Below are 24,839 nucleotides of genomic sequence, written 5' to 3' on the forward strand. Positions count from 1 at the left end.
CGTGCCGCCGTCCCCGACGTTACCGTGACGGCGGCACGCGGCGCTCACTCCTTGGCGCCACTGGTGGCGATGTCGCCGTTGAGGCCGCGGGGGTAGAAACCGCCCGAGGAGACCTTGTCCGGGTTGAGGTAGGCGATGTTGAGCACCCGGTCGGCCGACCGCCCGAACGCGATGCCGTTGGCGTCCGCCGGGACGAGGTTCGCCTTGCCGTCCTTGAGCACGCCTTCGTCGTCGTCGGCCTTGCCGTCGAGGCTGTCGCGGGCATCGGAGATCTTGTTCGTGATGTCGCCGAGGCCGCGTTCGAACAGCTGCCCGCGCACGATGCCCGCGTGGTAGGCCTCGACCGCGAGGATGCCCGCCGCCGCGTCGAGGAACGTCTTGTTGTTCACCAGCGGCGCCGCGCCCTTGTAGGCGGACACGCCGACGTCTTCGAACAGGAACGCGGCGAGCAGGAAGTTGTTCTCGCTCGCGAACGGGTCGAAGGTCTGGCCTTCCTTGATCACGCCCGCGGCCTGCATGGCGGCGGTGAAGCTGTTCTGGAAGTCGATCTCCGGCTGCGCGACGGCGGCTTTGTCGAGCGCCTTGCGCAGGAAGGTGACGTGGGCGACCTCGTCGCCGGCGATCTCCTGGACGATCTGCTTGGTGTGCTCGCTCTTGAACTTCACGGCGTGCCCGCCGGAGACCTTGCCGAGGTTGCCGACTCCGTTGACGTACTTCTCGTTCAGCCCGTAGCCGTAGACGGCGAACGAGTAGAGGTTCGCCTCGAGGTACTCCAGGTTGAGCGCGAAGTTCAGCACCGCGGCGTCGCTGGCGGCGGCGTCCTGCGCGTTCTGTTCCGGGTACTGCGAAGTCGCACCCGCCGAGCCGAGGCCCAGCGAGAGCGCGGTACCGAGCGCGCCGGCACCCGCGACGCCGAGCCCCGCCGCTCCCGCAGCCTTGAGGAAGCGGCGGCGGTCGGTCGCGTTCTCCGCGCTGCGCTCGACGAGCTGCTGTGTGTAGCGTTTTCCGAACACCGGGGGACGTCCTCTCGTGACGAGTTCGTCCACCTCACCCACCGGTCATACGTACCCGGACGGCCCCCGGCTCGGTCAAATCGGGAAAAAGTTCTTGCTTATTCTGTTTTCGCAGGTCAGAGCGTTGCGCAGGTCAGGCCTGCTCGGCCGCGGCGAGCCGGACGCACACGGCGAGCGCGCGGACGGCCTCCTCGACGTCGGCGAGCACCGGGAACGTCGGCGCGATGCGGATGACCGCGTCGGCCGGGTCGTCGCCGTGCGGGTGGGTCGCCCCGGCGGGGGTCAGCGCGACGCCGGCCTCCTTCGCCAGCCGCACGACCTCCTTCGCGGTGCCCTGGGGGACGGTCAGCGACACGAAGTACCCGCCGGTCGGCTTGGTCCAGGACGCCAGGTCGCTCAGCTCCTCGGTGAGGATGCGGTCGACGGCTTCGAACTTCGGGCCGATGATCTCGGCGTGCTTGCGCATGTGCGCGCGGACGCCGTCCTCGTCCTTGAGGAAGTGGGCGTGGCGCAGCTGGTTGACCTTGTCCGGGCCGATGGTGCGCTTGCCGATGTTGCCGACCCACCAGGCGAGGTTGGCCTCGGACGCGCCGAAGAAGCCGACGCCGGCACCGGCGTAGGTGATCTTCGAGGTCGAGCCGAAGACGAAGACGCGGTCGGCGTTCCCGGCCTCGGTGGCCAGCGCGAGGACGTCGGCCAGTGCCGGCTCGTCGTCGGTCAGGTGGTGCACGGCGTAGGCGTTGTCCCAGAAGATCCGGAAGTCGGGCGCCGCGGTGGTCATGGTGGCGAGCCGCCGGACGACGTCGTCACTGAACGTGACACCGGTCGGGTTGCTGTACTTCGGCACGCACCAGATGCCCTTGACGGCGCTGTCCTCGGCGACCAGCCGCTCGACGACGTCCATGTCGGGGCCGTCTTCGGTCATCGGCACCGGGACCAGCTCGATGCCGAAGCGCTCGGTGAGCGCGAAGTGGCGGTCGTAGCCCGGGACGGGAGCGAGGAACTTCAGGGCCGGCTCGTCGGCCCAGCGCCGCTCGGCGCCGGGGAGCTTCGACAGCAGCGCCTGGACGACGGCGTCGTGCATCAGCTCGAGGCTGGAGTTGCCCGCGGCGAGCAGCTGCCCGGCCGGGACCTGCAGGGCGCCGGCGAAGATGCGGCGCAGCTCCGGCAGGCCCTTGAGGCCGCCGTAGTTGCGGACGTCGGTGCCGTCCTCGGCCTTGAAGGTGCCGTCGCCGGGGAGGGTCAGCAGGCCGTTCGCGAGGTCGAGCTGCTCCGGGGAGGGCTTGCCGCGGGTGATGTCGAGGGAGAGGCCGCGGTCGACCAGGGCCGCGTAGTCGCGGCGGGCCGTGTCGACGTCGACGGAAGCAGTGGTCATGGCGTCAACGCTAAACCCGGCGTCGATACCATTTCGGGGCGGGGCCTGGCTAGGGTGGTTGGAATGCACTTGGTAGTCCACGCCGACCAGCGTCAGTTCTCGTTGCGCGACTCCGGTTCCCGGCTGGACGGCAGCGGCTGGACGGCGCTGGCGGTGGAGTCCCACCGGATCGGCGCGGAGCCGGGCGGCTTCGCGATCGCGACGGCGCGCTCGGACCTGGTGGAGTCGTCGATCACGCTGCTTCCATCGCCTCCTCCCTTGGCTGCCGACGCCGAGCATGTCGTGGAAGCGGATCTTCCGGTTCCGAGCGGGAAAGTCGTGATTTCCGGACCTGCGGACTATCCGTCGCAGGAAAAGTTCTTTTCGGTGCTGCCGGGGCGGTACCGGGCGCGGGTGTCGTACGTGCCGGCCGGGCCGCCGCCGGTCGATTGGAATGATCACGAGTACGGGGAGCACTACCGGTACGTGGTGGAGATGTGGCCGGTCGCGTCGGAGTCGGGTGTCGAGGTGCTGAGGCAGGGCGCAGCGGTCTGGGACGGCTAGAGAGCCGTCAGCGTCGCCAGCTTCCAACGCCCGTCGATGCGCTTCGCCGTCACCGCCAGCTGGGCCACCGAGGACGACGGCGCTCCCCCGCCCTGGGTCACCGTCTGCTGGTCCAAGAACAACAGCAACGACGCGTCGTCACCCACCAACGTCCGCACCCCCACCGCCCGCACCGTCGTCGTCCGGACCAGCTTCTCCGCCGTTGCCCGGGTTCGTGCCGAGGTGAACTGGTCGCGGTACTGGGCGACCGCCGCGCCCGTCAACACCTCCGCTGCCGCCCGCTCGGTGCGGGGTAAGTTCGCGTAGTCGTACGAAAACACCGACTTCACCGCGTCGCTGACTTCGGAAGAAACCGCAGCAGTCGCCGCAGTGTCCACCAACGCCTGGTTGTCGCCCGGGGACAGTGAAGCCGTCTCGATGCCGAACCACACCGCACAGCCCAGGGCCACCGCCACGACCAAAACCAGCACCCGTGTCATGAGCCCGCCGCCTGGACTCCCGCGATCTTCCAGCCCTCCTGAGCGCGTGAAACGTCCACCGTCAGCCGGTTCAGCCGCGGAGTCACCGCCGCGCCGCCGGTCGAGACCCGGACGTCCAGCACCGCCAGCAGACGCGCCGTCCCGCGAGAGACGTCGATCTCCGTCACCGCTGCCTGGACCAGCGAGGCGGACGACACCGTGCAAGCCGTCGTGGCCCGGTCGATCTGGACCTGGCGGTCGCCCGCGAGGTCCTTGCCGTACTGGCCCGTCGTCGCCCCGATCCAGCGGTCCACGGCCGCGCCCGCCGAGCGGTAGTCGATCGTGTTCAGCGTGACCAGTTCCGGGCCCGCGGCCGCCAGCACCGCGTCGCGCTCCCGGCCGCGGGCCGCCGAGTCGTCCGAAGCGGCCTGCCACCACGCATAACCCGCGCCCAGCGCCGCCAGCACGGACAGCGCCGCCGCGACCACCAGCACCTTCACGGCGCGCCCAGCAACCGGCCGAGCCCACCCGAAGACGGCCCGGTCAGCAGGCTCAGCATCCCCGGCAGCTGGGCCTGCGCCGACGCCGACGCGGTCTGCGACGGCGCGGCCGGGATCGCCGGCGGCTTGCCCGCGTACGGCGCGTTCTGCGATCCGCGCACCCCCGTCGGGCTGCCCGGCGGCTCGGCGCAGTACGCGTTCATGTTCACCGGCGCCTCGGACTCGTCGTTCGCCGGACGCTGCTTCGTCCCTTCGTAGCCCTTCGTGCACGAAGCCGGGTCGAAGAAGTTCAGCACCACACCCAGGTGCCCGGTGCCGTCCGGGGACGTCGACGGCGAGAACGCCGAGATGATCGGGTACGCCACCAGCAGCTCCTCGATCGCGTCCTTGCGCGACGTCGTGATCTGCGCGGTGGTCAGCAGGTTCGCGAACAGCACGCCCAGATCGGTCCCGGACGCCGCGAGCACGTCGCTGATCTGCCGGCTCAGCTGCGGCGCCTGCGCGATCACCCGCCGCAGGTCCGGATCGGACGTCTTGAGCTGCCCCGCGATCGTCTTCAACCCCGAAGCGAAGTCGGTGATGTTCGCGGCCTGGCGTTCCTGCGTGTCCAGCACGACCCGCGAATTCGCCAGCAGGCCTTGCGTTTCCGGGAGGTACTGCGTGGCGACGGACGTCAGCGACCTGGTGCTGTCCAAGAGCTGCTGCAGTTCCGGGCCCGCGCCGGCGAACGCGTTGTACGTCTCGTCGACGACCGTCCGCAGCGACTCCGGGTGCACGCTCGCGACCAGGTCGTCGAGGTGGGTCAGCACGGTGTCCGGCGACGGCGGCAGCGACGTCTTGTCGGCCGTGATCACCGACCCGTCTTCCAGGAACGGACCACCGTTGTGCTGCGGCAGCAGGTCGACGAACTGCTCCCCCACCGCCGACCGGTTCGCCACCTGCGCGTGCGCGTCGGCCGGGATGTCCGGGGCGCCCGAGTCGATGTCCAGCGCGACGTCGACGCCGTGCTCGGTCAGCGTCATCCCGGTCACCCGCCCGACCGTGACCCCGCGGTAGGCGACCTCGGAGTTGACGAAGATGCCGCCGGAGTCGGTCAGCTGCGCGGTGACGACGTAGCCGCGGTTGCCGAAGAGCCGGTCCAGCCCGGCGTACCGGCCGCCGGCGTAGACGACCGACACCACCGCGATGACGACGAACGCCACCAGCTGGATCCGGATCTTGCGCGTGGTCACTTGCCGCCCCCGATCAGGCCGAGGAGGCCGGGCAGCAGCCCGGTGCCGCCGGTCTGCCCGGTCAGTCCCAGGTCCGGCAACGGGAGCGGCGGGGCGACCGCCGACCCTGTCCCGGACGGCAGCGCGATCGGCGGCTGCGACGAGTTCGTGAAGTTCTGGATCAGCGTGTCCAGGTCGAGGTTCACGTTCGCCTCGACGTTCGCGTAGTCGCCCTTGATCACGTTGCCCGCGTAGTCCGGGAACGGGTACGTGAGCAGGATCTGCAGCGCGTTCGGCAGATCGGACCCGGCCTCGCCGAGCTTGGTCAGCGTCGGCTGCAGCGCCTTGAGGTTCGCGACGAGCTGGTCGCGGCTCTTCGTCACGGTGTCGGTCGCGACGCCGGAGAGCGTGTTCAACGCGTTCAGCATGCCGACGAGCTGGTCACGCTGGTCGGTGACGATCTTCAGGCCCGGCGCGAGGTTGTCGAGCGCGTTCGACAGGTTCTGCGTCTGGCCGGTCAACGTCTTCGACAGCTTCCCGAGCCCGTCGATCGCGCGCAGGATCTCGGTCCGGTGCCCGTCGAGCTGGGTCGCCAGTTCGTCCACTCGCGACAGCAGCGCGCGGATCTCCGGCTCGTTGCCCGACAGCGCGTCGTTCAGCTCGTGGCTGATCTTCTGGATCTGCTCGACGCCGCCGCCGTTGAGCAGCAGCGAAAGCGCGCCGAGCACCTCCTCGACCTCGGGGTTGCGGTTGGTGCGCCCGAGCGGGATCTGCGCGCCGTCACCCAGGTGACCGGCGGCGGGCTCGGCGGTGGGCACGCTCAGCTCGACGAACTTCTCGCCCAGCAGCGAAGACTGCTTCAGCTCGGCGTGCGCGTTCGCGGGCAGCGCGATGTCGCCGTTGACGGTCATCGAGACCAGCGCGGACCGCGTGTCCGGCGTCAGGGTGATCTTGTCGACCCGCCCGACCGCGACGTCGTTGACCTTGACGCTGGACTGCGGCACCAGGTCCAGGACGTCGGTGAACAGCGCGGTGACGTGGTACGGGTGGTCGCCGACGTCGGCGCCGCCCGGCAGCGGCGTGCCGTAGAGGCCGTTGAACCCGCCGTCGCTGCAGGCCGCCAGCACCAGCACCCCGGCGAGCACTCCCGCGAGCCGCTTCACTTCGCACCCCCCGAAAGCTGCTCCATCACGTCGACGAGCGGGAGCGGCAACGGCGGGAGGGTGCCGTTCTGCAGGGAGTTGAGCACCTGCGGGATCGTCGGCAGCTTCAGCACGCCGTCGAGCACGGGCGCGAGCTGCTTGCAGATGTTCCCCAGCGTGTCCGGGATTTCCTTGGGCGTGCCCGCGCTGATCAGCCGGCACACGGTGAGGATCGGCGGGTTGGTGAGCTCGTTCAGGTTGTCGCGAACGGCGATCGTGCCCGACGCGGCGTCGTAGGAGTTGATGAAGTTGGTCGCGCCGGTCGGCGCGATGTCGAGGACCTCCGCGAGCGAGGCGCGCTGGTCGACCAGGACCTTCGACAGCGACGCCAGCTTGTCCACATTGGACTCCAGGGCGCCCTTGTTGTCGTTGACGAACTGCTGGACGTCGCCGAGCGCCCCGCCGAGTGACTGCAACGCGGCCCCGACGTCGGACGAGTCCGCGGCGAGGAACTGGCTGACGTCGGCGACGCGGCCGTAGAACTCGTTGAGCTGCTGGTCGCTCTGCGCCAGCGCGCCGGTGAAGGAGTTCAGGTTCTGCACGGTCGAGAACAGGTCGTCCTTCGACCCGTCGAGGGTCTTCGCGAGGTCGGCCAGCTGCCCGACCGTCGAGTTCAGCGAAGCGCCGTTGCCCTTCAACGCGTCGGCGGCGGTGTCCAGGACACCGGACAGCGCGCCGTCCTTGTTGGCGCCGTTCGGGCCGAGGGCCGTCGACAGCTTGTCCAGGCTGGAGTACAGGTCGTCCAGCTCCACCGGCGTCGCCGTGCGGTCCTTCGCCAGCACCGTGCCGGTGGCCAGGGTCGGGCCGCTGTCGTAGGCCGGGGTCAGCTGGACGTACCGGTCGCTGACCAGGCTCGGCGCGACGACGACCGCGCCGACGTCGGCCGGCAGCTGCACGTCGTCGACCTGCATGTCGACACGCACCGCGTCGCCCTGCGGCGTGACGTCGGTGACCTGCCCGACCGGCACGCCGAGCACCCGCACCGACGAGCCCGCGTAGAGCCCGACGGTCTTGCCGAAGTACGCCGACAGCGTCGTGCCGGTGGAGGCGCGGAACACCAGCCACAGCCCGGCGGTGACGACCAGCGCGAGAACGCAGGCGAAGGCCAGCCACGTCACCAGGCTGCGCCCGCGGTAGGTCCGGATGGTCATCGGCCGCCCACCCCCTGGTTCGGCGCCGCGATCGGCGGGGTGCAGCCTTCGGGGTTGATGTGCAGGCCACCGGCGGTGATCGTCGGCGGCAGCAGCCCGCACAGGTAGCCCTCGAACCAGCGGCCGTTGCCGGTCGCGTTCGCGCCGACGCGGGCGAACGGCGCCATCAGCTTGAGGCTCTGGTCGAGGTTGCCCTGGTTGCGCTGCAGGATGTCGGTCACCTTGCTCAGCTTGTCCAGCGTCGGCTTGAGCTGCGCGCGGTTGTCCGCGACGAGCCCGGACAGCTGCTGGGAGAGCTGCTGGGTGCCGGTGAGCAGCGCGTGGATCGCGGTCTTGCGGTTCTGCAGCTCGGTGAGCAGCAGGTTGCCGTCACTGATCACGCGTTGCAGCTGGGCGTTGCGGTCGGACAGCGTCTTCGACACCTGGCTCGTGTTCGCCAGCAGCGTGTGGAGGTCGTTGTCGCGGGAGGACACGGTCTTCGCCAAGGACGACAGCCCGGTCAGCGTGTCCTTCAGGTACTGCGGGCTGTCCTTGAGGCTGTCGGACAACGCGTTGAAGCTGTCCGCGAGCTGTTTCGTGTCGATGTCGCCGACCGTCGTCGACAGCTGCTCGAAGGCGTCCTGCAGCTGGAACGGCGTCCGCGTGCGGGCCTGCGGGATCGTCGCGTCCGGTTCCTGCGCGCCGCCGCCCTTGGGGTCGAGCGCGAGGTACTTCTCCCCCAGCAGCGTCTTGATCTCGATGGACGCGGTGGTCGCGTCGCCGACGCGGACGTCCTTGACGCGGAAGCGCACCAGCACCTGCTTGCCCGCGAGCTTCACCGACGACACCGTGCCGACCTTGACGCCGGCGACCTCGACCTCGTTGTCCGGCGCCAGCCCCGCGGACTCGCCGAAGTACGCCGAGTACGTCGTGCCGTTGCCGAAGAACGGGAGCTGGTCGGAGAAGTACGTGGTGGCCGTGACGAGCACGATCAGCACGAGGGCGACCGCGCCGACGGCGGCCTGGTTGCGATCCTTCAGCCGTTTCACGGACCACACCTCTCCGCGCGTTGCGTGCCGGGAATGGGGATGATCGGCAGGGTGATGTCGAGCGAGGAAATGCCGATGGTGCCGGTGATCCCGCACAGGTAGTAGTTGAACCAGCTGCCGTAGCTCAGGGTCCGGGTGAACTTCTGCAGGTTGCCCGGCAGCACTTCGAGCAGGTGGTTGAGCAGTACGCCGGAGTCGCCGAGGTTCTGCGACAGCACACCGAGCTGCGCGACGTCGTCCTTCAGCGCCGGGCGCGCGTCGGCGAGCAGGCCGGTCGTGGACACCGCGAGGTCGCCGAGCGCGCTGACCGCGTCGCCGATCGGCTTGCGCTGCTCGGCCAGCCCGCTGACCAGCTTCTGGGTCTGCTCGATGAGGTCGCCGAGCTGCGGGCCGTGGGCGTTGACCGTGCCGAGCACGGTGTTGAGGTTCGCGATGACCTGCCCGATCACCTGGTCCTTGCTCGCGATCGCGGTGGTGAGCGACGCGGTGTGCTGCAGCAGGCTGGTGATCGTGCCGCCCTCGCCCTGGAAGACGCTGATGATCTCGGCCGAGAGCTGGTTGACGTCCTTCGGGCTCAACGCCTTGAACAGCGGCTTGAAGCCGTTGAACAGCACGGTGAGGTTCAGCGCGGGCTTGGTGCGCTCGGGCGGGATCGTGCCGCCCTCCGCGAGCGCCCGGTCGCCCGGGACGTCGGTGCCGAGCGCGAGGTAGCGCTGGCCGACGAGGTTGCGGTACTTGATCGTCGCGGTCACCGTCTCCGGCAGCCGGTAGGTGTGCTCGACGTCGAACCGCACCTGGGCGAGGTTCTGCTCGCCTTCGACGACCTCGATGGTGTCGACCTGGCCGACCTTGACCCCGGCGATGCGGACGTCGTCGCCTTCCTTGAGGCCGGACGCGTCGGTGAACTTCGCCAGGTAGCCGGACGTCTCGCCGAAGTTCGTGTTCGCGATGGTGGCCGCGAGGACGCCGGTGAGCAGCACGGTGACGACGGCGAACACGCCTAGCTTGATCAAGGACGGCAGGAAGCTCCTCACTTCAGCTCCACCTCCGCCCCGCGGTAGAGCGGCCCCACGAGCAGACCGGCCCAGCCGGGCACGTCAGCGGGCGACGTCCCGAGCGCGGGCGAGGCGAGCAGGTCGATCAGGTCGCGCTCGTAGGACGAGCCGACGATCGAGCCGTCGCCGCCGACGGCCCCGCCGCCCGCGGGCAGCGTCTCGGGCGGGTTCTTCGGCGGGGCGGGCTTGCTGGAGCCGTCCTTGATCGCGCCGTCGGGCGGGTACTGCGGCCAGACGCCCGGCTTCGGGACCTGCGGGTAGCAGCGCGGCCCGCGCTTGTCCTCGTACTTCGGCTCGTCGACGCCGGGCAGGTACTTGCCGCGGCTGGCGGCGAACTCGATGGTGACCCGGCTGACCTCGGGGTGCGCGGTGCCCTTGCCGAACGCGAGCTCGGCCGGCGCGACCTCGCCGGCGAGCTGGTCGAGCAGGCACGGGTACTCGGGCGCGTACTTGGCGAGGACGTCCAGCGTCGGCTGGACCGCCGTGGTGAGCCGGATCAGGTTGTCCTTGTTGACCTGGAGGAAGCTCGTCAGGTCCACCGAAGCCGCGGTGACGGTGGCGTAGAGGTCGGTCAGCTGCGCGCGCTGGTCGACGATCGTGCGGCTCGTCGTCGTCAGGTCGGACAGCGCCTGCAGCAGGTCCGGCGCCGCCTTGTCGTAGGTGTTCGCGACGTTCGCCAGGCCGGTGATGTCGGCCTTGACGTCCGGCAGCGACGGGTTGAGCTTGCCGAGGTAGTCGCTCAGCTGCACGAGGGTCTGGCCGAGCTGCTTGCCGCGGCCCTCGAGCGCGGTGGACACCGCCGTCAGCGTGCTGGACAGCTTCTCCGGCTGGACGGCCTGCAGCAGCGGCATCACGTCGTCGAGCACCTTCTGCAGCTCGATCGCGGTGCTGCTGCGGTCCTGCGGGATGACGTCACCGGCCTTGATCGGGCCCTGCGACGTCTCGGGAAGCTGGAGGGAGACGTACCGTTCGCCGAAGAGCGTCTTCGGCAGCAGCCGCGCCGAGACGTTTTTCGGGATCACGTGCGTCTTGTCCGGGTCGAGCGCCAGCTCCAGCTCGGCGTGGTCACCCTTCGCCAGCACCGACCGGACTTCGCCGACGAGCATGCCGCGGACCTTGACGTCGCCGCCGGTGCGCAGCTGGCTGCCGACGTGGTCGGTTTCGACCTTCACGAGCGTCACCGGCGTGAAGGCCTTGTTGTAGACGGCGAGCGTGGTGGCGATGAACAGCGCGGCCACGAGCAGGAAGGCCAGCCCCAGCACCTGGTACCGGAGCCGCTGCCAGAGCTCGCGCCTCATCCCGAAATCCTCACCGTGGTGTTCGCGCCCCAGATCGCGAGGGACAAGAAGAAGTCCAGCACCGAGATCAGCACGATCGACGTCCGCACCGCGCGGCCGACCGCCACGCCGACCCCGGCCGGGCCGCCGCTGGCGTTGAAGCCGTAGTAGCAATGGGAAAGGATCACGAGCACGCTGAACACGATCACCTTCCCGAACGACCAGAGGACGTCTCCGGGAGGCAAGAAGAGCGTGAAGTAGTGGTCGTAGGTGCCGGCGGACTGGCCGTAGAGCCAGATGGTGATCTGCCGGGACGCGAGGTAGCTCGAGAGCAGGCCGACCGCGTACAGCGGGATCACCGCGGCGACGCCGGCGAGCACCCGCGTCGTCACCAGGTAGGGCATGCTCGGCACGCCCATGACTTCCAGCGCGTCGATCTCCTCGGAGATCCGCATCGCGCCGAGCTGCGCGGTGAAGCCGCAGCCGACGGTCGCGCTCAGCGCGAGCCCGGCCGAAAGCGGCGCGACCTCACGGGTGTTGAAGTAGGCGGAGATGAACCCGGTGAGGGCGGCCGTGCCGAGCTGGTTCAGCGCGGAGTAGCCCTGGAGACCGACGATGAGACCGGTGAAGAGCGTCATCCCGATCATCACGCCGAGCGTGCCGCCGATGACGGCGAGGCCGCCGGTGCCGAAGCAGACCTCGGTCAGCAGCCGCAGCGTTTCCCGGCTGTAGCGGCGGATCGTGCGCGGCGACCAGGCGAGCGCCTTCGCGGCGAAGGCGAGCTGCTTGCCCAGGCCTTCCAGGCTCTGGCCCGGGCGCGCGATGTACTCGAGCGTCCGGTCGTGGTCCACGGGCTCCGCCGTCATCACATGGCCTTCGGCGGGACGATCCGCAGGTAGATCGCGGTCAGCACGACGTTGATCAGGAACAGCAGCAGGAACGTGATGACGACGGCCTGGTTGACCGCGTCGCCGACGCCCTTCGGCCCGGGCGGCGGATTCAGCCCGCGGAACGCCGCGACAACCCCGGCGACGAAGCCGTACAGCAGCGCCTTGATCTCGCTGACCCACAGGTCCGGCACCTGCGCCAATGCGTTGAAGCTGGCCAGGTACGCGCCGGGCGTGCCGCCTTGGAGGACGACGTTGAAGAAGTAGCCGCCGAGCACGCCGACGACGCTGACCAAGCCGTTGAGCAGCACCGAAACGACCATCGCGGCGAGCACGCGCGGCACGATGAGGCGCTGGATCGGGTTGACGCCGAGAACCTCCATGGCGTCGATCTCTTCCCGGATCTTGCGCGCGCCGATGTCCGCGCAGACCGCGCTGCCGCCGGCGCCCGCGACGAGCAACGCCGTGATCAGCGGGCTGGCCTGCTGCACGATGGCCAGCGCGCTGGCCGCGCCGGTGAACGACTGCGCGCCGATCTGCGCGGTCAGCGAACCGAGCTGCAACGCGATGACCGCGCCGAACGGGATGGCGACGAGCGCGGTCGGCAGGATCGTGACGCTGGCGAAGAACCAGCACTGCTGGATCCACTCGCGGGTCTGGAAGGGGCGCTTGAAGATCGCGCGCAGGACTTCCCAGGAAAGCGTCGCGAGGCGCCCGACCTGGGTCAGGGCCGCGGTTCCCGGGAGCGTGCCCGTGCTCTCGCTCACCACACCTCCCAGTAGGTCGTCGCTGACCTCCGAGTGTTCTCCATACCCGGTGCCCGATTTTCGTTAGCGGTGTTAACTGATCTCGTCAGAAACTCAGGTTGAGGGCGTGCGAGGCCGTGGCACCGCCGTCCGCCACGAACTCCGCTCCCGTGCAGTACGCGCTTTCGTCGCTGGCGAGGAACAGCACCAGTTTCGCGACGTCTTCGGGCTGTCCGACGCGACCGAGCGCGACCTTCTTCCCGACGTACGACATGTCGACTTTCTGCCCGCCGGCGGCGGTCTCGACCATCTGCGTGTCGATCGCGCCGGGGTGGACGGAGTTGACCCGGATGTGCTTCTTCCCGAGTTCCATCGCGGCGACCTTGGTCATCCCGCGGATGGCGAACTTGCTCGCGGTGTAGGCGACGAGGTACGGCATCCCGGCCAGACCCTCCACAGAGGACACGTTGACGATGGAGCCACCGCCGGCGGCGGTCATCGGTTCAACGACCGAGCGCATCCCGAGAAACGCCCCGATCTGGTTCACCCGGATAACGCGCTCGTAATCGGCCAGCTTCGTCTTGCCCAGTTCGGAGAAATGGAGGATCCCCGCGTTGTTGACCAGCACGTTCGGCGCGCCGAACTCGGTGGTCACGCGCTCGAGGGCGGCGACCCAGCCGTCCTCGTCGCCGACGTCGAGGTGCTGGTAGACCGCCTGCTCCCCGAGTTCGGCGGCGAGCTGCTTGCCCTCGCCGTCGAGGATGTCGGCGATCAGGACCTTCGCGCCCTCGGCGACGAACGCGCGTGCGGCCGCCGCGCCCTGGCCGCGCGCGGCGCCGGTGATCAGGGCGATCTTCCCGTCCAGCCTCATGACTCTCCCAGGATCTCGGTGGCGGCGAACATCCGGCCGGGGTCGCGCTCGGCGAAGAACGCGCTGACCGACGTCTCGAGCTCGTCGAGGGACCAGCGCTGCTCGATCCGCGGGGCCTCGACCAGGGCGACCGTGCCGCCGTGGACGATGAACACCTGGCCGTTGACGTGCTCGGCCGCGGGCGAGGCGAGGTAGGCGACGAAGGGGGCGACGTGCTCGACCGAAAGAGGGTCGGCCCCCGCTGAGGTGTTTTCGGGAGGAGCCCCGAACACGCCCTCGGTCATCGCCGTCCGCGCGCGAGGGCAGATCGCGTTGGCGCGGACGCCGTACTTGGCCAGGCCGCGGGCGGCCGACATGGTGAGCGCGGTGATGCCGGCCTTCGCCGCGGCGTAGTTGGGCTGGCCGGGCGAGCCGATGAGGAAGGCTTCGGACGCGGTGTTGACCAGCCGCCCGTACACCGGCTGTCCGTCTTCTTTGGACTTGTCGCGCCAGTACTTGGTGGCGTTGCGGGACAACAGGAAGTGGCCGCGCAGGTGGACGCGCAGCACGGTGTCCCAGTCGTCGTCGGACATCGAGAAGAGCATCTTGTCGCGCAGCACGCCCGCGTTGTTCACGACGATGTCGAGCCCGCCGAGGTCGAGCGCGGCGGCCAGGAGGGCGTCCGCCGTGGCCCGCTCCCCGACGTCGCCGGCGACCGCGACGGCCTTGCCACCGGCCGCTTCGATTTCTTCGACGACGTCCTTCGGCTCACCGATGTCGTTGACGACGACGGTGGCGCCCTGCCCGGCCAGGGCGAGCGCTTCGGCCCGCCCCAGGCCCGCGGCGGCGCCGGTGACGATGGCTGTCCTGCCGGTCAGGGTCACGCGAGGCCTCCTCGTCGAGTCCGGTGATCGGGCCTACATTAGAATCTGTTCTTGTCGAGGGCAAGCCCTTGAGTGAACACCGCTAACTGGTGATGAACAGGGCGTTCTTAGGGCAACCCTTCACGGCGTCTGCAACATGTTCTATCTGATCGTCCGGCACCGGTCCCGGCTGGATGACGAGTTCTTCGTCGTCATCCAGGTCGAAGACGTCCGGCGCGAACCCCACGCACACCGCGTTCGCCTCGCAGAGCGAACGATCGACGCCGATCTCCATGCTTCCTCCGCCGCGTGAGTCGTGTTACAACTAGAACAGGTTCTACTATAACGCCGGATCGAGGTGACGGGTGCGGATCGACTACACACCGGAGCAGCGCGCGCTGGCCGCGGAGCTTCGTGAGTACTTCGCCGAGCTGATGACGCCCGAGCGGCGGGAAAGCCTCCGCGCGGGCGACGAGTACGGCGACGGCGTGGCGTACAAGGAGATCGTCCGGCAGCTGGGCAAGGACGGCTGGCTCGCGCTCGGCTGGCCGAAGGAGTACGGCGGGCAGGGCCGGCCGATGCTCGACCAGCTCATCTTCACCGACGAGGCGGCGATCGCCGGGGTGCCGGTTCCGTTCCTGACGGTGAACACCGTCGGGCCGACCATCATGCGCTACGGCACCGACGAGCAGAAGGCGTTCTACCTGCCGAAGATCGCCGCGGGCGAGCTGCACTTCTCGATCGGCTACTCCGAGCCGGAGGCCGGCACCGACCTGGCGTCGCTGCGGACGCGCGCGGTGCGCGACGGCGACGAGTACGTCGTCACCGGGCAGAAGATGTGGACCAGCCTGATCGAGTACGCCGACTACGTGTGGCTCGCCGTCCGGACCGACCCCGACGCGAAGAAGCACCGCGGCCTGTCGATGCTGATCGTGCCGACGTCCTCGGAGGGGTTCTCCTGGACGAAGGTCCGCACGGTCGCCGGCGCCGGGACGAGCGCGACGTACTACGACGCCGTGCGCGTGCCCGTGTCGGCGCGCGTCGCCGAGGAGAACGCGGGCTGGCCGCTGATCACCAACCAGCTCAACCACGAACGCGTCGCGCTGACGTCGTCGGCGCCGGTCCGCAAGGCCCTCGCCGACGTCTTGGCGTGGGCGAAGGAGACCGGCGCCATCGAGCAGGAATGGGTGCGGCTGCACCTCGCGCGGGTGCACGCCGGCGCGGAGTACCTGAAGCTGCGGAACTGGCGGATCGCCTGGGGGGCCGCGGCGAGCGAGCTCGGCCCGGCGGACGCGTCGGCGACGAAGGTGTACGGCACGGAGTTCGCGATCGAGGCCTACCGGCTGCTGATGGAGGTGCTCGGCGCGGCCGCCGTCGTCCGCGACGGCTCGCCGGGCGCACTGCTGGCCGGGCGCATCGAGCGGCTGCACCGCTCGGCGCTGATCCTCACCTTCGGCGGCGGCACCAACGAGATCCAGCGGGACATGATCGCCGCGACCGCCCTCGGCCTGCCCGTCACGCGCTAGGAGCGTCTCATGGACTTCACCCCTTCGGAGGCGTCGGCCGACCTGGCGGCGCTGACCCGGCGGATCCTCGCCGACAAGGTCACCCACGACCCGCACGGCACCGGCGGCTTCGACGCTCCACTGTGGACAGCACTGGGCCAGGCGGGCGTGCTCGACGCGGCGCTGCCGTCGTCGCTGGGCGGCGGCGGGTTCGGCCTGCTGGAGCAGTGCGCGGTGCTGACCGAGATCGGCCGCGCGGCGGCGGCGGTCCCCTACCTGCCGTCGATCACGATGGCGGCGGCCGCGCTGGCCGAGTTCGGCACGCCGGAGCTGGTGGACCGCTGGGTGCTGCCGGTGCTGCGAGGAGAACGCGTTCTAGCCGTCGCACTGACCGGTTTCACGGCGTCGGGCGGGGTGCTGTCGGGCGCGCAGTCCGCGGTGCACTTCGGCGCGTTCGCGAACGGCTTCCTCGTGGCGGCTTCCGGCGAGGTCTACCTGGTCGACGCCGCGGCGCCCGGCGTGACGGTGCGGCCGCAGCAGACCACCGACCACGCGGACGCCGGCCTGCTGGAGCTGTCCGAGGTGCCGGGGGTGTCGCTGGGCGACATCGGCGAGTGGCTGCGCCTGCGCGGGACGGCCGGGGTGTGCGCGCAGCAGCTCGGCGTGGTCGAGCGGGCCCTGGAGCTGACGGCGGCGTACGCGGCCGAGCGCAAGCAGTTCGACCACGTGCTCGGCGGGTTCCAGGCGGTCCGCCAGCGGCTGGCGGACGCGTACGTGGACGTGGAGGCGGTCCGGCTGACGTCGCTGCAGGCGGCGTGGCGGCTGGCGTCGGACCTCCCGTCGGCGGAAGCGGTGGCGACGGCCAAGTTCTGGGCGTCGGAGGCGGGCCACCGGGTCGCCCACACGACGGTCCACATCCACGGCGGCGTCGGCATCGACGTGGACCACGAGGTCCACCGCTACTTCACGGCGGCGAAGCGCCTGGAGTTCCTGCTGGGCGCGTCGACCTCGCAGCTCCTCGCCCTGGGCGACGAACTGGCACGCCCGTAACGCCAGCCGTCACTCGGCGGCGTAGGTCCAGAACTCGCGCATCAGCCGGGTCGGCTCCGGGCTCGTCAGCTCGACCTGCGTGAGCAGCACCGTCACCGTGCCCGTCGCCGGGAGCAGGTGCCAGGCCGTGCCCGCGCCGCCGACCCAGCCGTAGCGGCCCGGGACCTGCCACGGCTGCTTCGCCTCGACGTCGACCGCGCCGCCGTACCCCCAGCCCTGGCCGTGCAGGAACACCCGCCCGGCCTCGCGCTGGGCCGGGGTCAGGTGGTCGGTGGTCATCCGGCGCACCGACTCCGGCGTCAGCAGCCGGTGGTCGCCTGCCCTCCCCTCGGCCAGCAGGAACCGGCCGAACGCGAGCAGGTCGTCGGCTGTCGAAACCAGGCCCGCCGAGCCGGACGGGAACGGCGGCGCCGCGCTCCACCGGCCCTCCGGCGAGTCGATCAGCCGCAGCCCCGCCTCTCCCCGCCGGTACGCGCTGGTGAACCGGCCCAGCGCCGCCGTCGGCACGAAGAACCCGGTGTCGGCCATGCCCAGCGGCTCGAACAGCCGCTCTGCCAGGAACTCCGGCAGCGGCCGGCCCGACACCCGCGCGACCAGCACGCCCTGGATGTCCGAACCCGTGTCGTAGAGCCACGCCTCCCCCGGCTGGTGCAGCAGCGGCACCTGCGCCAGCGCGGCCGTCCACTCGTCCGGCGCCAGCGCCCGCGGCGCCGCCGCCGGGTGGCCCAGCACCTGCAGCAGCAGGTCGACCGCGGGCAGCGTCATGTCCGCGGCGAGGCCGTAACCGCACCGGAACGTCAGCAGGTCGGCCACCGTGATCGGGCGGACGGCGGGCACGACGTCGTCGACCGGCCCGGCCGGCGTCCGCACGACCACCGGCGACGCCAGCTCCGGCAGCCACCGCGCGATCGGGTCGTCCAGCGCGAGCTCGCCGTCGTCGACGAGCAGCATGACCGCCGCGGCGGTGATCGGCTTGGTCAGCGACGCGACGCGGAACAGCGAGTCCCGCGCCATCGGCACGGTGCCACCGGTGTCGGCCGAGCCCACGGCCGCCGCCTCGACCTGGTCGCCGTGCGCGACGAGGGCCACCGCGCCGGGCACGTCCGCGGCGTGCCGCTTCAGCAGTTCGGTCAGCACGGTTCAGTCCAGGGGGTTGATGGCGCGCAGGCGCCGCGGGCCGGTGTCGGGCCGCGACGGCGGCGGCCCCAGCACGAGGCGGGCGTTGGCGACGAAGGCGCCGTCCGGCGACGCCAGGATCGGGTCGAGCACCAGCGACCGCACCTCCGGATTGTCCTCGGCCAGCGCGGCGACGCGCAGCACCATGTCCTGCAGGGCGGCGAGATCGGCGGGCTCGTCGCCGCGGTAGCCGGTGAGCAGCGGCGCCGTCCGCGGCTCGCGCAGCAGCGTGGCCGCGTCGACGTCGGTGAGCGGCACCGCCCGGTAGGCGCGGTCGCCCAGCAGCGTGCTGACCAGCCCGGACAGCCCGAACGACACGAGCGTGCCGAACGACGGGTCGTCCTGCAGCCCGATCACGCACGACAGGCCCTTCGGGGCCATCCGCTGGACGTACACGTCGTCGTCGCCGGAGATCTCGCGCAGCGTTTCGTAGGCGGTGCGCACGGCCTCCTCGGAGGCCAGGTCGAGCCGCACCCCGGCCAGGTCGGGGCGGCCGCGCAGCCGCTCGTCGACGGCCTTGAGCGTCACCGGGTAGCCGAGCTCGGCCGCCGCCGCGACGGCATCGTCCACTGTGGACGCGACACGGAACGGGACGACGTCGATGCCGTAGCAGCCCAGCAACCGCACGACGTCGGTGTCGGAGAGCAGCGTCGTCTTGCCGTTCTCGGCGTCGAGGAACTCGCGCACGATGCCCTGCGCCTGTTCGGTGTGGATCCCGGACGGCGTCACGAGCGTGCCCTGCGGGCGCTGCCGCCACGCGGCGTACCGGATGACCCGGGCGAGGGCGGTCACCGCGCGTTCGGGGCTCGGGTAGGACGGGATCGAGCCGCGCGTCGGCGTCCCGTCCCCGGTCAGGACGGCGAGTTCGTCCGGGACGCCTTCGGCGGCCAGGAACGTCGAGACGATCGGCTTGCGCTGCCCCAGTTCGACGACGGTTTCGCGCAAGGCGCGCGCGTAAGCCGTGCCGGGGATGGCCACCGGCGGCGCGAACACGACGACCAGCGCGTCGGTCTCCGGCGACGTGAGCGCTTCGCCGACCGCCTTGGCGAAGTCGTCCGGCCCGGCCTGCGGGCCGACGTCCACCGGGTCGAACGCCAGCCGCAGCCCCTGCATCCGCGCGGTGTCGGCGGCCAGCAGCCCGATCGCGCTGGAGTTGCCGACGATCGCGACCCGCGGCCCGGCGGGCAGCGGCTGGTGGGCGAACACGAGCGCGGTGTCGAACAGCTGCGCCAGCGACTCGACGCGCACGACGCCGGCCTGCTCGAACAGGGCTTGGACGCTGGCTTCGTCGATCTCCGTCGACGTCGCCGCGAGCTGCGGGCGGACCGCGTGCCGCCCCGACTTCACCGCGACGATCGGCTTCGTCCGCGCGAGCCTCCTGGCCAGCCGCGCGAACTTGCGCGGGTTGCCGAAGGACTCGAGGTACAGCAGGACCAGGTCGGTGTCCGGGTCGGTTTCCCAGTACTGGAGCAGGTCGTTGCCCGAGACGTCGGCGCGGTTGCCCGCCGAGACGAACGTCGAGAGCCCGAGGCCGCGCGACTCGGCGTCGGCGAGGATCGCGGTGCCCAAGGCGCCGGACTGGCAGAAGAACCCGGTGCGCCCGCGCACGGGCAGGCGCGGCGCGAGGGTGGCGTTGAGCCGGATGGCGGGCGCGGTGTTCAGCACGCCGAGCGCGTTCGGGCCGACGACGCGCATGCCGTGCGCCCGCGCCTCCCCGACCAGCCGCAGCTCGGCGTGCAGGCCGTGCGGCCCGGCCTCGGCGAAGCCGCTGGAGAGGATCAGCAGCGTCTTGACGCCCTTCGCGAGGCAAGCGTCCAAAACGGACTCGACGGCCTCGGCGGGCACCGCGACGACGGCCAGGTCGACCTGGTCCGGGATGTCGAGCACCGACGCGTACGCGCGGACGCCGCGGACCGAGTGGTGCTCCGGGTTGACCGGGTAGACGGTGCCGGTGAACGCGGCGGCCAGGAGGTTCGCGAAGGCGACGTGCCCGACCTTGCCCGGCTCCGCGGACGCCCCGATCACCGCGACCGACGTCGGGTGCAGCAGGTTGTGCACGCTGCGCGCCTCGGCGGCCTGTTCCCGGGAGCGCGCGACGGCGAGGGACTCCTCGGTCGGGTCGATGTCGAACTCCAGGTGCAGCACGCCTTCCTCGATCTCGCGGCTGACCTGGTACCCGGCGTCGCGGAAGACCCGCACCATGGCGGCGTTCTCGGCGAGCACCTCGGCGACGAACCGGCGCAGCCCGCATTCGGAGGCGGCCGCGGCGAGGTGTTCCAGGAGGATCGAGCCGAGACCGCGGCCCTGGTGGGCGTCGCTGACGACGAAGGCGACTTCGGCCGACGGCCCGTGGTCGAGCCGTTCGTACCGGCCGACCGCGACGATGTCGTCGCCCAGGAAGGCGGCGAACGCGACGCGGTCGTGGTGGTCGACGGTCGAGAAGCGCTTCAGGTCCTTCTCGGGGATCCGCGGGTAGGCACCGAAGTAGCGGAAGTAGCGGGTGCGCTCGGACAGCTTGCCGTGGAAGGCGACGAGGCCGTCGGCATCGGTGGGGACGACCGGGCGCAGGTGGACGGTGCCGCCGTCGGACAGCACGACGTCGGCCTCCCAGTCACGGGGGTAGTCGAAGGGGTCCCGGCCGGCCATCGTCAGTCCCTGGGGTCGTCCGGGTCGAGACCGTGCAGCGGGAAGACGGCCCGGCGGGTGTCCCGGACGGCGACGTCGACCGGGTCGTCCTCGCCGTCGCCCCACGGCTTGAACTGGGTCTCGCGGTCGTCGGTCATCGCGAGCGGCAGCTCGGCGTGCGGCGCGGCCTTCGTGACGGTCGAGACCCAGCCGGGCGGCAGCGGCGTGGCCGGGGCGACGTCCCGGTCGAGAACGGTGGCGATCAGGTGCGTCCACGACCGCGGGACGACCCGGATCAGCTGGTACCCGCCCCCGCCGACGGCGATCCACTTGCCGCCGGCGTACGTCTCGGCGAGGTCGCGGAGGGTGGCGTAGATGGTGCGGTGCCCGTCGACGGACAGCGAGAGGTCGGCCAGCGGGTCTTCCTCGTGCGAGTCGACGCCGCACTGGGTGAACAGCAGCTGCGGCTCGAAGTCGGCGAGCAGGGAGGGGACGACGGCGTTGAAGGCGCGCAGCCACCCGGGATCCCGGGTCCGCGGCGGCAGGGGGACGTTGACGGAGGTGCCGTCGGCCTTCCCGCGGCCGGTCTCGGCGGAGTAGCCGGTGCCCGGCCAGAGCGTGAAGGGGTGCTGGTGCATCGAGATGGTGAGGACGCGCGGGTCGTCGTAGAAGGCGGCCTGGACACCGTCGCCGTGGTGGACGTCGGTGTCGATGTAGGCGATGCGCTCGAAGCCGTGGTCGAGCAGCCAGCTGATGGCCACGGCGCAGTCGTTGTAGACGCAGAAGCCGGAAGCCTGGTCGCGCATGGCGTGGTGCAGTCCCCCGGCGATGTTGACGGCCCGGGTGGCCTCGCCTTCGGCGATCTTCCGGGCGGCGAGCAGCGTCGACCCGACGACGAGCGCGGAGGCATCGTGCATGTCGGAGAAGACGGGGTTGTCGGAGGTCCCGAGCCCATGCCCGACATCCCACCCGACAAGCGGCGCCTCCCGCACGGCGGCGATGTATTCGGGGGCGTGCACGCGGAGCAGTTCTTCGTCCCCGGCGCTGGTGGGAACGAGGAGGGGGACGTCGTCGAGCACACCGAGCTCGGTGGCCAGCCGGACGGTGAGCTCCAGCCGGACGGGGTTGAACGGGTGGTCCCCGCCCAGGTCATAGCCGAGCAGAGCGGAGTCCCAAACAACAGCCGGCGCCATGCGGTCGACTGTAGTGCCGATCGGAGGAATCCGTGGCCTGAGAGAACCGGCCCCGGCACTGAGTCGCAGGCAGCGCTCTGCCAGGCATCGGGCCGTGGGGAATCACGCCGCGCTGCAGGTAGTGGTCGTTCGGCCCGGCCGCGCCGAGCGACCACGCCAGGTCCGCGGGCAGCGCCTGGCCGCGCCGATCTCGTGAAGGCTCCGCTCAGCCGGGGAGGGTGCCCGTCGCCGCTGGGCGCTCCGGGTCTCGGGACCAGTGGGACCACGAGCCCGCATACAGGCCCGCGCCCGGGTGGCCCGCCAGTTCCAGGGCCAGCACCACCGAGCTCGCCGTGACCCCCGAGCCGCAGTACGCCGCGACCGGCTCGCCCGGGCGCAGGCCCAGGTCCGCGAACCGGGCCGCCAGCTCCTCGGGCGCGCGCCAGTGGCCGTCGTCGGCCGTGTGGGCCGAGAACGGGGCGTTCACCGCGCCCGGGATGTGGCCGGCCCGGGGGTCGACCGGCTCGGTCTCGCCCGTGTAGCGCGGCGTGGCGCGGGCGTCGAGCAGGAGGCCGTCGCGGGCCAGCGCCGCCGCTTCGTCCGCGTCGAGCACCGGCATGCCGCCCGGACGGACCGTGATGTCCCCGGGCTCCGGCCGCGCCGGTTCCGTGCTCACCGGGTGGCCGCCGCTGGTCCACGCAGCGTAACCGCCGTCGAGCACCGCCACCTCGTCGTGGCCGGCCCAGCGCAGCAGCCACCACGCCCGCGCCGCCACCGAACCGTCGGCGTCGTCGTAGGCCACCACCGGCGCGCTCGCCCGGACTCCCGCCGCGCGCAGGTCGCGCTGCAGGTCCGCCGGGTCGGGCAGCGGGTGCCGGCCGCCCTCTCCCGGCTCGCCCGCGAGCACGCGGTCGAGGTCGGTGAACACCGCGCCGGGCACGTGTCCCTCGCGGTAGGAGTCGGCGCCGGGTGGGCCGGCGAGCCGCCAGCGGACGTCGAGGACGACGGGCCGGTCCCCCGCCGGGCCGGCCAGCGCGGCGGCGAGGTCGGTGGTGCTGATCAGCGGACGCATGCCTCCCATCTTCCTGCGGCCGCCCGCCCGGCCGCGCCGGGGTGCGGACATATCCGTCACCGGCGAGTTGTTATGCGCAAGGCCCCCCGCCGCTGTCGGGGTCAACGACTACGATGAGCAACGCGGACGAAGGGGACAGCGTGAACGATCTCATCGACACCACCGAGATGTACTTGCGTACGATCTACGAACTCGAAGAAGAAGGTGTCGTCCCGCTGCGCGCCCGCATCGCCGAGCGCCTGCAGCAGAGCGGCCCGACGGTGAGTCAGACCGTCGCCCGGATGGAGCGCGACGGGCTGGTCGTCGTGGCCGACGACCGGCACCTCCAGCTGACCGACCACGGCCGCGAACTGGCCATCGCCGTCATGCGCAAGCACCGCCTGGCCGAGCGCCTCCTCGTCGACGTCATCGGGCTCGAGTGGGAGCACGTCCACAACGAGGCGTGCCGGTGGGAGCACGTGATGAGCGAGGCCGTCGAGCGCAAGCTGGTGAAGCTGCTCGACCACCCGACCACCTCGCCCTACGGCAACCCGATCCCCGGTCTGGACAAGCTGGGCGACGGCGACCCGGCCCCGCCGGCCGAGGCCGACCTCGTCCGGCTCGACGAGTTCGCCCGCACCGGCGGCGGCCGCGTCGAGATCCGGCGCATCGCCGAGCACGTCCAGCTGGACGAGTCGCTGATGACCGAGCTCAAGTCCGTCGGCATCGTGCCGGGCGGCACGGTCACCATCGGCCGGGCCAACGGCGGCACCGTCGAGGTCACCGGCGGGGACACCACCGCCCAGGTCGCCAGCTCCGCGCTGCACGCCGTCCTGGCGCTGGCCAGGTGAGCCCGGCTTCGGAGGCCGCGGCGGCGTTCCGCACGGTGCACGGCGGCGAGCCCGCCGGTGTGTGGTCCGCGCCGGGGCGCGTCAACCTGATCGGCGAGCACACCGACTACAACGACGGTTTCGTGCTGCCGTTCGCCCTGCCGCACCGGCTGGCCGCGGCGGCGTCACCCCGCGAGGACGGCGTCCTGTCCGTGGCCACCCTGGGCGACGACGGCCAGCTCCAGCGCTCCGGCGACCTCAAGATCGCCGACCTGGCGCCGGGCACCGTCGACGGGTGGGCCGCGTACCCGGCGGGGGTCGCCTGGGTGCTGCGCGACCAGGGCTTTTCGGCCGGCGCCGACCTGGTCATCGCCGGGGACGTGCCGTCGGGAGCGGGGCTGTCCTCCTCCCACGCGCTCGAGTGCGCGGTGTCGCTGGCGTTGCTGGGCCTGGCCGGGCTGGAGCTGGGCTCCTCCGGCGACCGCGTTCCGACGCGGCCCGAGGTCGCCCGGTGGGTCCAGCGATCGGAGAACGACTTCGTCGGCGCGCCCACCGGCCTGCTCGACCAGACGGCGTCCCTCTGCTGCACCGAATCGCACGTGCTGTTCCTCGACGTCCGGTCGGGCGAGCAGGAGCAGGTGCCGTTCGGCCTGGCCGAAGCCGGGCTGCAGGTGCTGATCATGGACACCCGCACGAAGCACTCGCACGCGGAGGGCGGGTACGGCGAGCGCCGCCGCGGCACCGAGCGGGCCGCCGAGCTGCTCGGCGTCAAGGCGCTGCGCGACATCACCGTCGAGGGGCTCTCCGCGGCCCTGGATCGGCTGCCCGACGACCTGGTGCCGCTGGTGCGGCACGTCGTCACCGAGAACCAGCGGGTCCTCGAAGTGGTCGAGCTGCTGCGCGCCGGCCGGCTGGCCGACATCGGCCCGTACCTGGACGCCTCGCACGTCAGCATGCGCGACGACTACCGGATCTCCACGGCCGAGCTGGACCTCGCGGTCGACTCGGCGCGGGCGGCAGGCGCCCTCGGCTCGCGGATGACCGGCGGCGGCTTCGGCGGGTCGGCGATCGCGCTGGTCCGCGACGCCGACCTGGACGCGGTCAAGGCGGCCGTCGAAGCCGCGTACGAGAAGGCCGGCTACCGACGGCCGCGGATGTTCACCGCGGTGCCCTCCCGCGGCGCCGGGCGCGACGAGCGCTGAGGCCGCGCGGGTCCGTCCGGGGCAACCCCCGCGCGGACCCGCGCGTCGCCCGGAGGGAAGACTGTGGCG

Annotated in this window: 24 protein-coding genes; 5 read left to right on the forward strand and 19 right to left on the reverse strand. The window is 71.3% G+C overall.

Annotated features, from left to right (window positions below; all coding sequences use genetic code 11):
• Positions 1-44: 44 nt before the first annotated feature.
• Both QSK39_RS41990 and QSK39_RS41995 read right to left on the reverse strand, forming a co-directional pair.
• Positions 45-1,013, reverse strand: coding sequence for a ferritin-like domain-containing protein (locus tag QSK39_RS41990; protein ID WP_285483367.1), 969 nt, complete (start codon positions 1,011-1,013; stop codon positions 45-47).
• Positions 1,014-1,146: 133 nt separating this feature from the next.
• Positions 1,147-2,388 (reverse strand): aspartate aminotransferase type Ic, encoded by a 1,242-nt coding sequence (locus QSK39_RS41995; protein ID WP_285483368.1) that lies wholly within the window; start codon positions 2,386-2,388, stop codon positions 1,147-1,149.
• Positions 2,389-2,451: 63 nt separating this feature from the next.
• On the opposite strand from QSK39_RS41995, the gene QSK39_RS42000 reads away from it, so the two are divergent.
• The gene (locus tag QSK39_RS42000; protein ID WP_285483369.1) at positions 2,452-2,931 is read left to right on the forward strand and encodes a hypothetical protein; all 480 of its coding nucleotides are present in this window, start codon (positions 2,452-2,454) and stop codon (positions 2,929-2,931) included.
• Here QSK39_RS42000 and QSK39_RS42005 read toward each other — a convergent pair.
• The 13 genes from QSK39_RS42005 to QSK39_RS42065 form a co-directional block, all read right to left on the reverse strand.
• Positions 2,928-3,410, reverse strand: coding sequence for a hypothetical protein (locus QSK39_RS42005; protein ID WP_285483370.1), 483 nt, complete (start codon positions 3,408-3,410; stop codon positions 2,928-2,930). The two genes, QSK39_RS42000 and QSK39_RS42005, sit on opposite strands and share 4 nt — an antisense overlap.
• The gene (locus QSK39_RS42010) at positions 3,407-3,889 is read right to left on the reverse strand and encodes an Rv1363c family protein (RefSeq protein ID WP_285483371.1); all 483 of its coding nucleotides are present in this window, start codon (positions 3,887-3,889) and stop codon (positions 3,407-3,409) included. Before QSK39_RS42010 ends, QSK39_RS42005 begins: the two co-directional genes overlap by 4 nt.
• Positions 3,886-5,121 (reverse strand): MCE family protein, encoded by a 1,236-nt coding sequence (locus QSK39_RS42015; RefSeq protein WP_285483372.1) that lies wholly within the window; start codon positions 5,119-5,121, stop codon positions 3,886-3,888. The genes QSK39_RS42010 and QSK39_RS42015 overlap by 4 nt, the downstream gene beginning before the upstream one ends.
• On the reverse strand, positions 5,118-6,263 hold the full coding sequence (locus tag QSK39_RS42020; protein WP_285483373.1) for an MCE family protein: 1,146 nt from the start codon (positions 6,261-6,263) through the stop codon (positions 5,118-5,120). Before QSK39_RS42020 ends, QSK39_RS42015 begins: the two co-directional genes overlap by 4 nt.
• On the reverse strand, positions 6,260-7,453 hold the full coding sequence (locus QSK39_RS42025; RefSeq protein ID WP_285483374.1) for an MCE family protein: 1,194 nt from the start codon (positions 7,451-7,453) through the stop codon (positions 6,260-6,262). The genes QSK39_RS42020 and QSK39_RS42025 overlap by 4 nt, the downstream gene beginning before the upstream one ends.
• Positions 7,450-8,481 carry an MlaD family protein gene (locus QSK39_RS42030; RefSeq protein ID WP_285483375.1) on the reverse strand — a complete coding sequence of 344 codons (1,032 nt, stop codon included), beginning with the start codon at positions 8,479-8,481 and terminating at the stop codon, positions 7,450-7,452. Before QSK39_RS42030 ends, QSK39_RS42025 begins: the two co-directional genes overlap by 4 nt.
• Positions 8,478-9,515, reverse strand: a complete 1,038-nt coding sequence (locus tag QSK39_RS42035) for an MCE family protein (RefSeq protein WP_285483376.1) — start codon at positions 9,513-9,515, stop codon at positions 8,478-8,480. Before QSK39_RS42035 ends, QSK39_RS42030 begins: the two co-directional genes overlap by 4 nt.
• Entirely contained in the window at positions 9,512-10,834 is a 1,323-nt protein-coding gene (locus QSK39_RS42040; RefSeq protein ID WP_285483377.1) for an MCE family protein, read from the reverse strand. Before QSK39_RS42040 ends, QSK39_RS42035 begins: the two co-directional genes overlap by 4 nt.
• A complete protein-coding gene (locus QSK39_RS42045; RefSeq protein ID WP_285483378.1) occupies positions 10,831-11,679 on the reverse strand; it encodes an MlaE family ABC transporter permease in 849 nt (282 codons plus the stop codon). Before QSK39_RS42045 ends, QSK39_RS42040 begins: the two co-directional genes overlap by 4 nt.
• On the reverse strand, positions 11,679-12,467 hold the full coding sequence (locus QSK39_RS42050; protein ID WP_155542112.1) for an MlaE family ABC transporter permease: 789 nt from the start codon (positions 12,465-12,467) through the stop codon (positions 11,679-11,681). The genes QSK39_RS42045 and QSK39_RS42050 overlap by 1 nt, the downstream gene beginning before the upstream one ends.
• Positions 12,468-12,552: 85 nt before the next feature.
• On the reverse strand, positions 12,553-13,317 hold the full coding sequence (locus QSK39_RS42055; protein ID WP_285483379.1) for a glucose 1-dehydrogenase: 765 nt from the start codon (positions 13,315-13,317) through the stop codon (positions 12,553-12,555).
• Entirely contained in the window at positions 13,314-14,180 is an 867-nt protein-coding gene (locus tag QSK39_RS42060) for a 3-oxoacyl-ACP reductase (RefSeq protein WP_285483380.1), read from the reverse strand. Before QSK39_RS42060 ends, QSK39_RS42055 begins: the two co-directional genes overlap by 4 nt.
• 82 nt (positions 14,181-14,262) lie before the next feature.
• Entirely contained in the window at positions 14,263-14,454 is a 192-nt protein-coding gene (locus tag QSK39_RS42065) for a ferredoxin (RefSeq protein WP_285483381.1), read from the reverse strand.
• A gap of 70 nt (positions 14,455-14,524) precedes the next feature.
• On the opposite strand from QSK39_RS42065, the gene QSK39_RS42070 reads away from it, so the two are divergent.
• Both QSK39_RS42070 and QSK39_RS42075 read left to right on the forward strand, forming a co-directional pair.
• Positions 14,525-15,685 carry an acyl-CoA dehydrogenase family protein gene (locus QSK39_RS42070; RefSeq protein WP_285483382.1) on the forward strand — a complete coding sequence of 387 codons (1,161 nt, stop codon included), beginning with the start codon at positions 14,525-14,527 and terminating at the stop codon, positions 15,683-15,685.
• 9 nt (positions 15,686-15,694) lie between these two features.
• Positions 15,695-16,714 carry an acyl-CoA dehydrogenase family protein gene (locus QSK39_RS42075; RefSeq protein WP_285483383.1) on the forward strand — a complete coding sequence of 340 codons (1,020 nt, stop codon included), beginning with the start codon at positions 15,695-15,697 and terminating at the stop codon, positions 16,712-16,714.
• A 9-nt stretch (positions 16,715-16,723) separates the two neighbouring features.
• Here the strand turns inward: QSK39_RS42075 and QSK39_RS42080 are convergent, their stop codons facing one another.
• From QSK39_RS42080 to QSK39_RS42095, 4 genes are all read right to left on the reverse strand, one after another.
• Positions 16,724-17,848 (reverse strand): serine hydrolase domain-containing protein, encoded by a 1,125-nt coding sequence (locus tag QSK39_RS42080; protein ID WP_502873365.1) that lies wholly within the window; start codon positions 17,846-17,848, stop codon positions 16,724-16,726.
• Positions 17,849-17,854: 6 nt separating this feature from the next.
• The gene (locus QSK39_RS42085; protein ID WP_285483385.1) at positions 17,855-20,536 is read right to left on the reverse strand and encodes a bifunctional acetate--CoA ligase family protein/GNAT family N-acetyltransferase; all 2,682 of its coding nucleotides are present in this window, start codon (positions 20,534-20,536) and stop codon (positions 17,855-17,857) included.
• 2 nt (positions 20,537-20,538) lie between these two features.
• Positions 20,539-21,708 (reverse strand): acetoin utilization protein AcuC, encoded by a 1,170-nt coding sequence (locus tag QSK39_RS42090; protein WP_285483386.1) that lies wholly within the window; start codon positions 21,706-21,708, stop codon positions 20,539-20,541.
• 205 nt (positions 21,709-21,913) lie between these two features.
• Positions 21,914-22,759: a sulfurtransferase gene (locus QSK39_RS42095; protein ID WP_285483387.1), complete on the reverse strand. Its 846-nt coding sequence runs from the start codon at positions 22,757-22,759 to the stop codon at positions 21,914-21,916.
• A 113-nt stretch (positions 22,760-22,872) separates the two neighbouring features.
• Between QSK39_RS42095 and QSK39_RS42100 the strand changes: the two genes are divergently transcribed.
• Positions 22,873-23,589, forward strand: a complete 717-nt coding sequence (locus QSK39_RS42100) for an iron-dependent transcriptional repressor DtxR (RefSeq protein ID WP_284741136.1) — start codon at positions 22,873-22,875, stop codon at positions 23,587-23,589.
• Positions 23,586-24,770 (forward strand): galactokinase, encoded by a 1,185-nt coding sequence (galK, locus tag QSK39_RS42105; protein WP_285483388.1) that lies wholly within the window; start codon positions 23,586-23,588, stop codon positions 24,768-24,770. Before QSK39_RS42100 ends, galK begins: the two co-directional genes overlap by 4 nt.
• The last annotated feature ends 69 nt before the right edge of the window (positions 24,771-24,839 follow it).

Source organism: Amycolatopsis sp. NBRC 101858 (assembly GCF_030269325.1).
GTDB lineage: Bacteria > Actinomycetota > Actinomycetes > Mycobacteriales > Pseudonocardiaceae > Amycolatopsis > Amycolatopsis ponsaeliensis.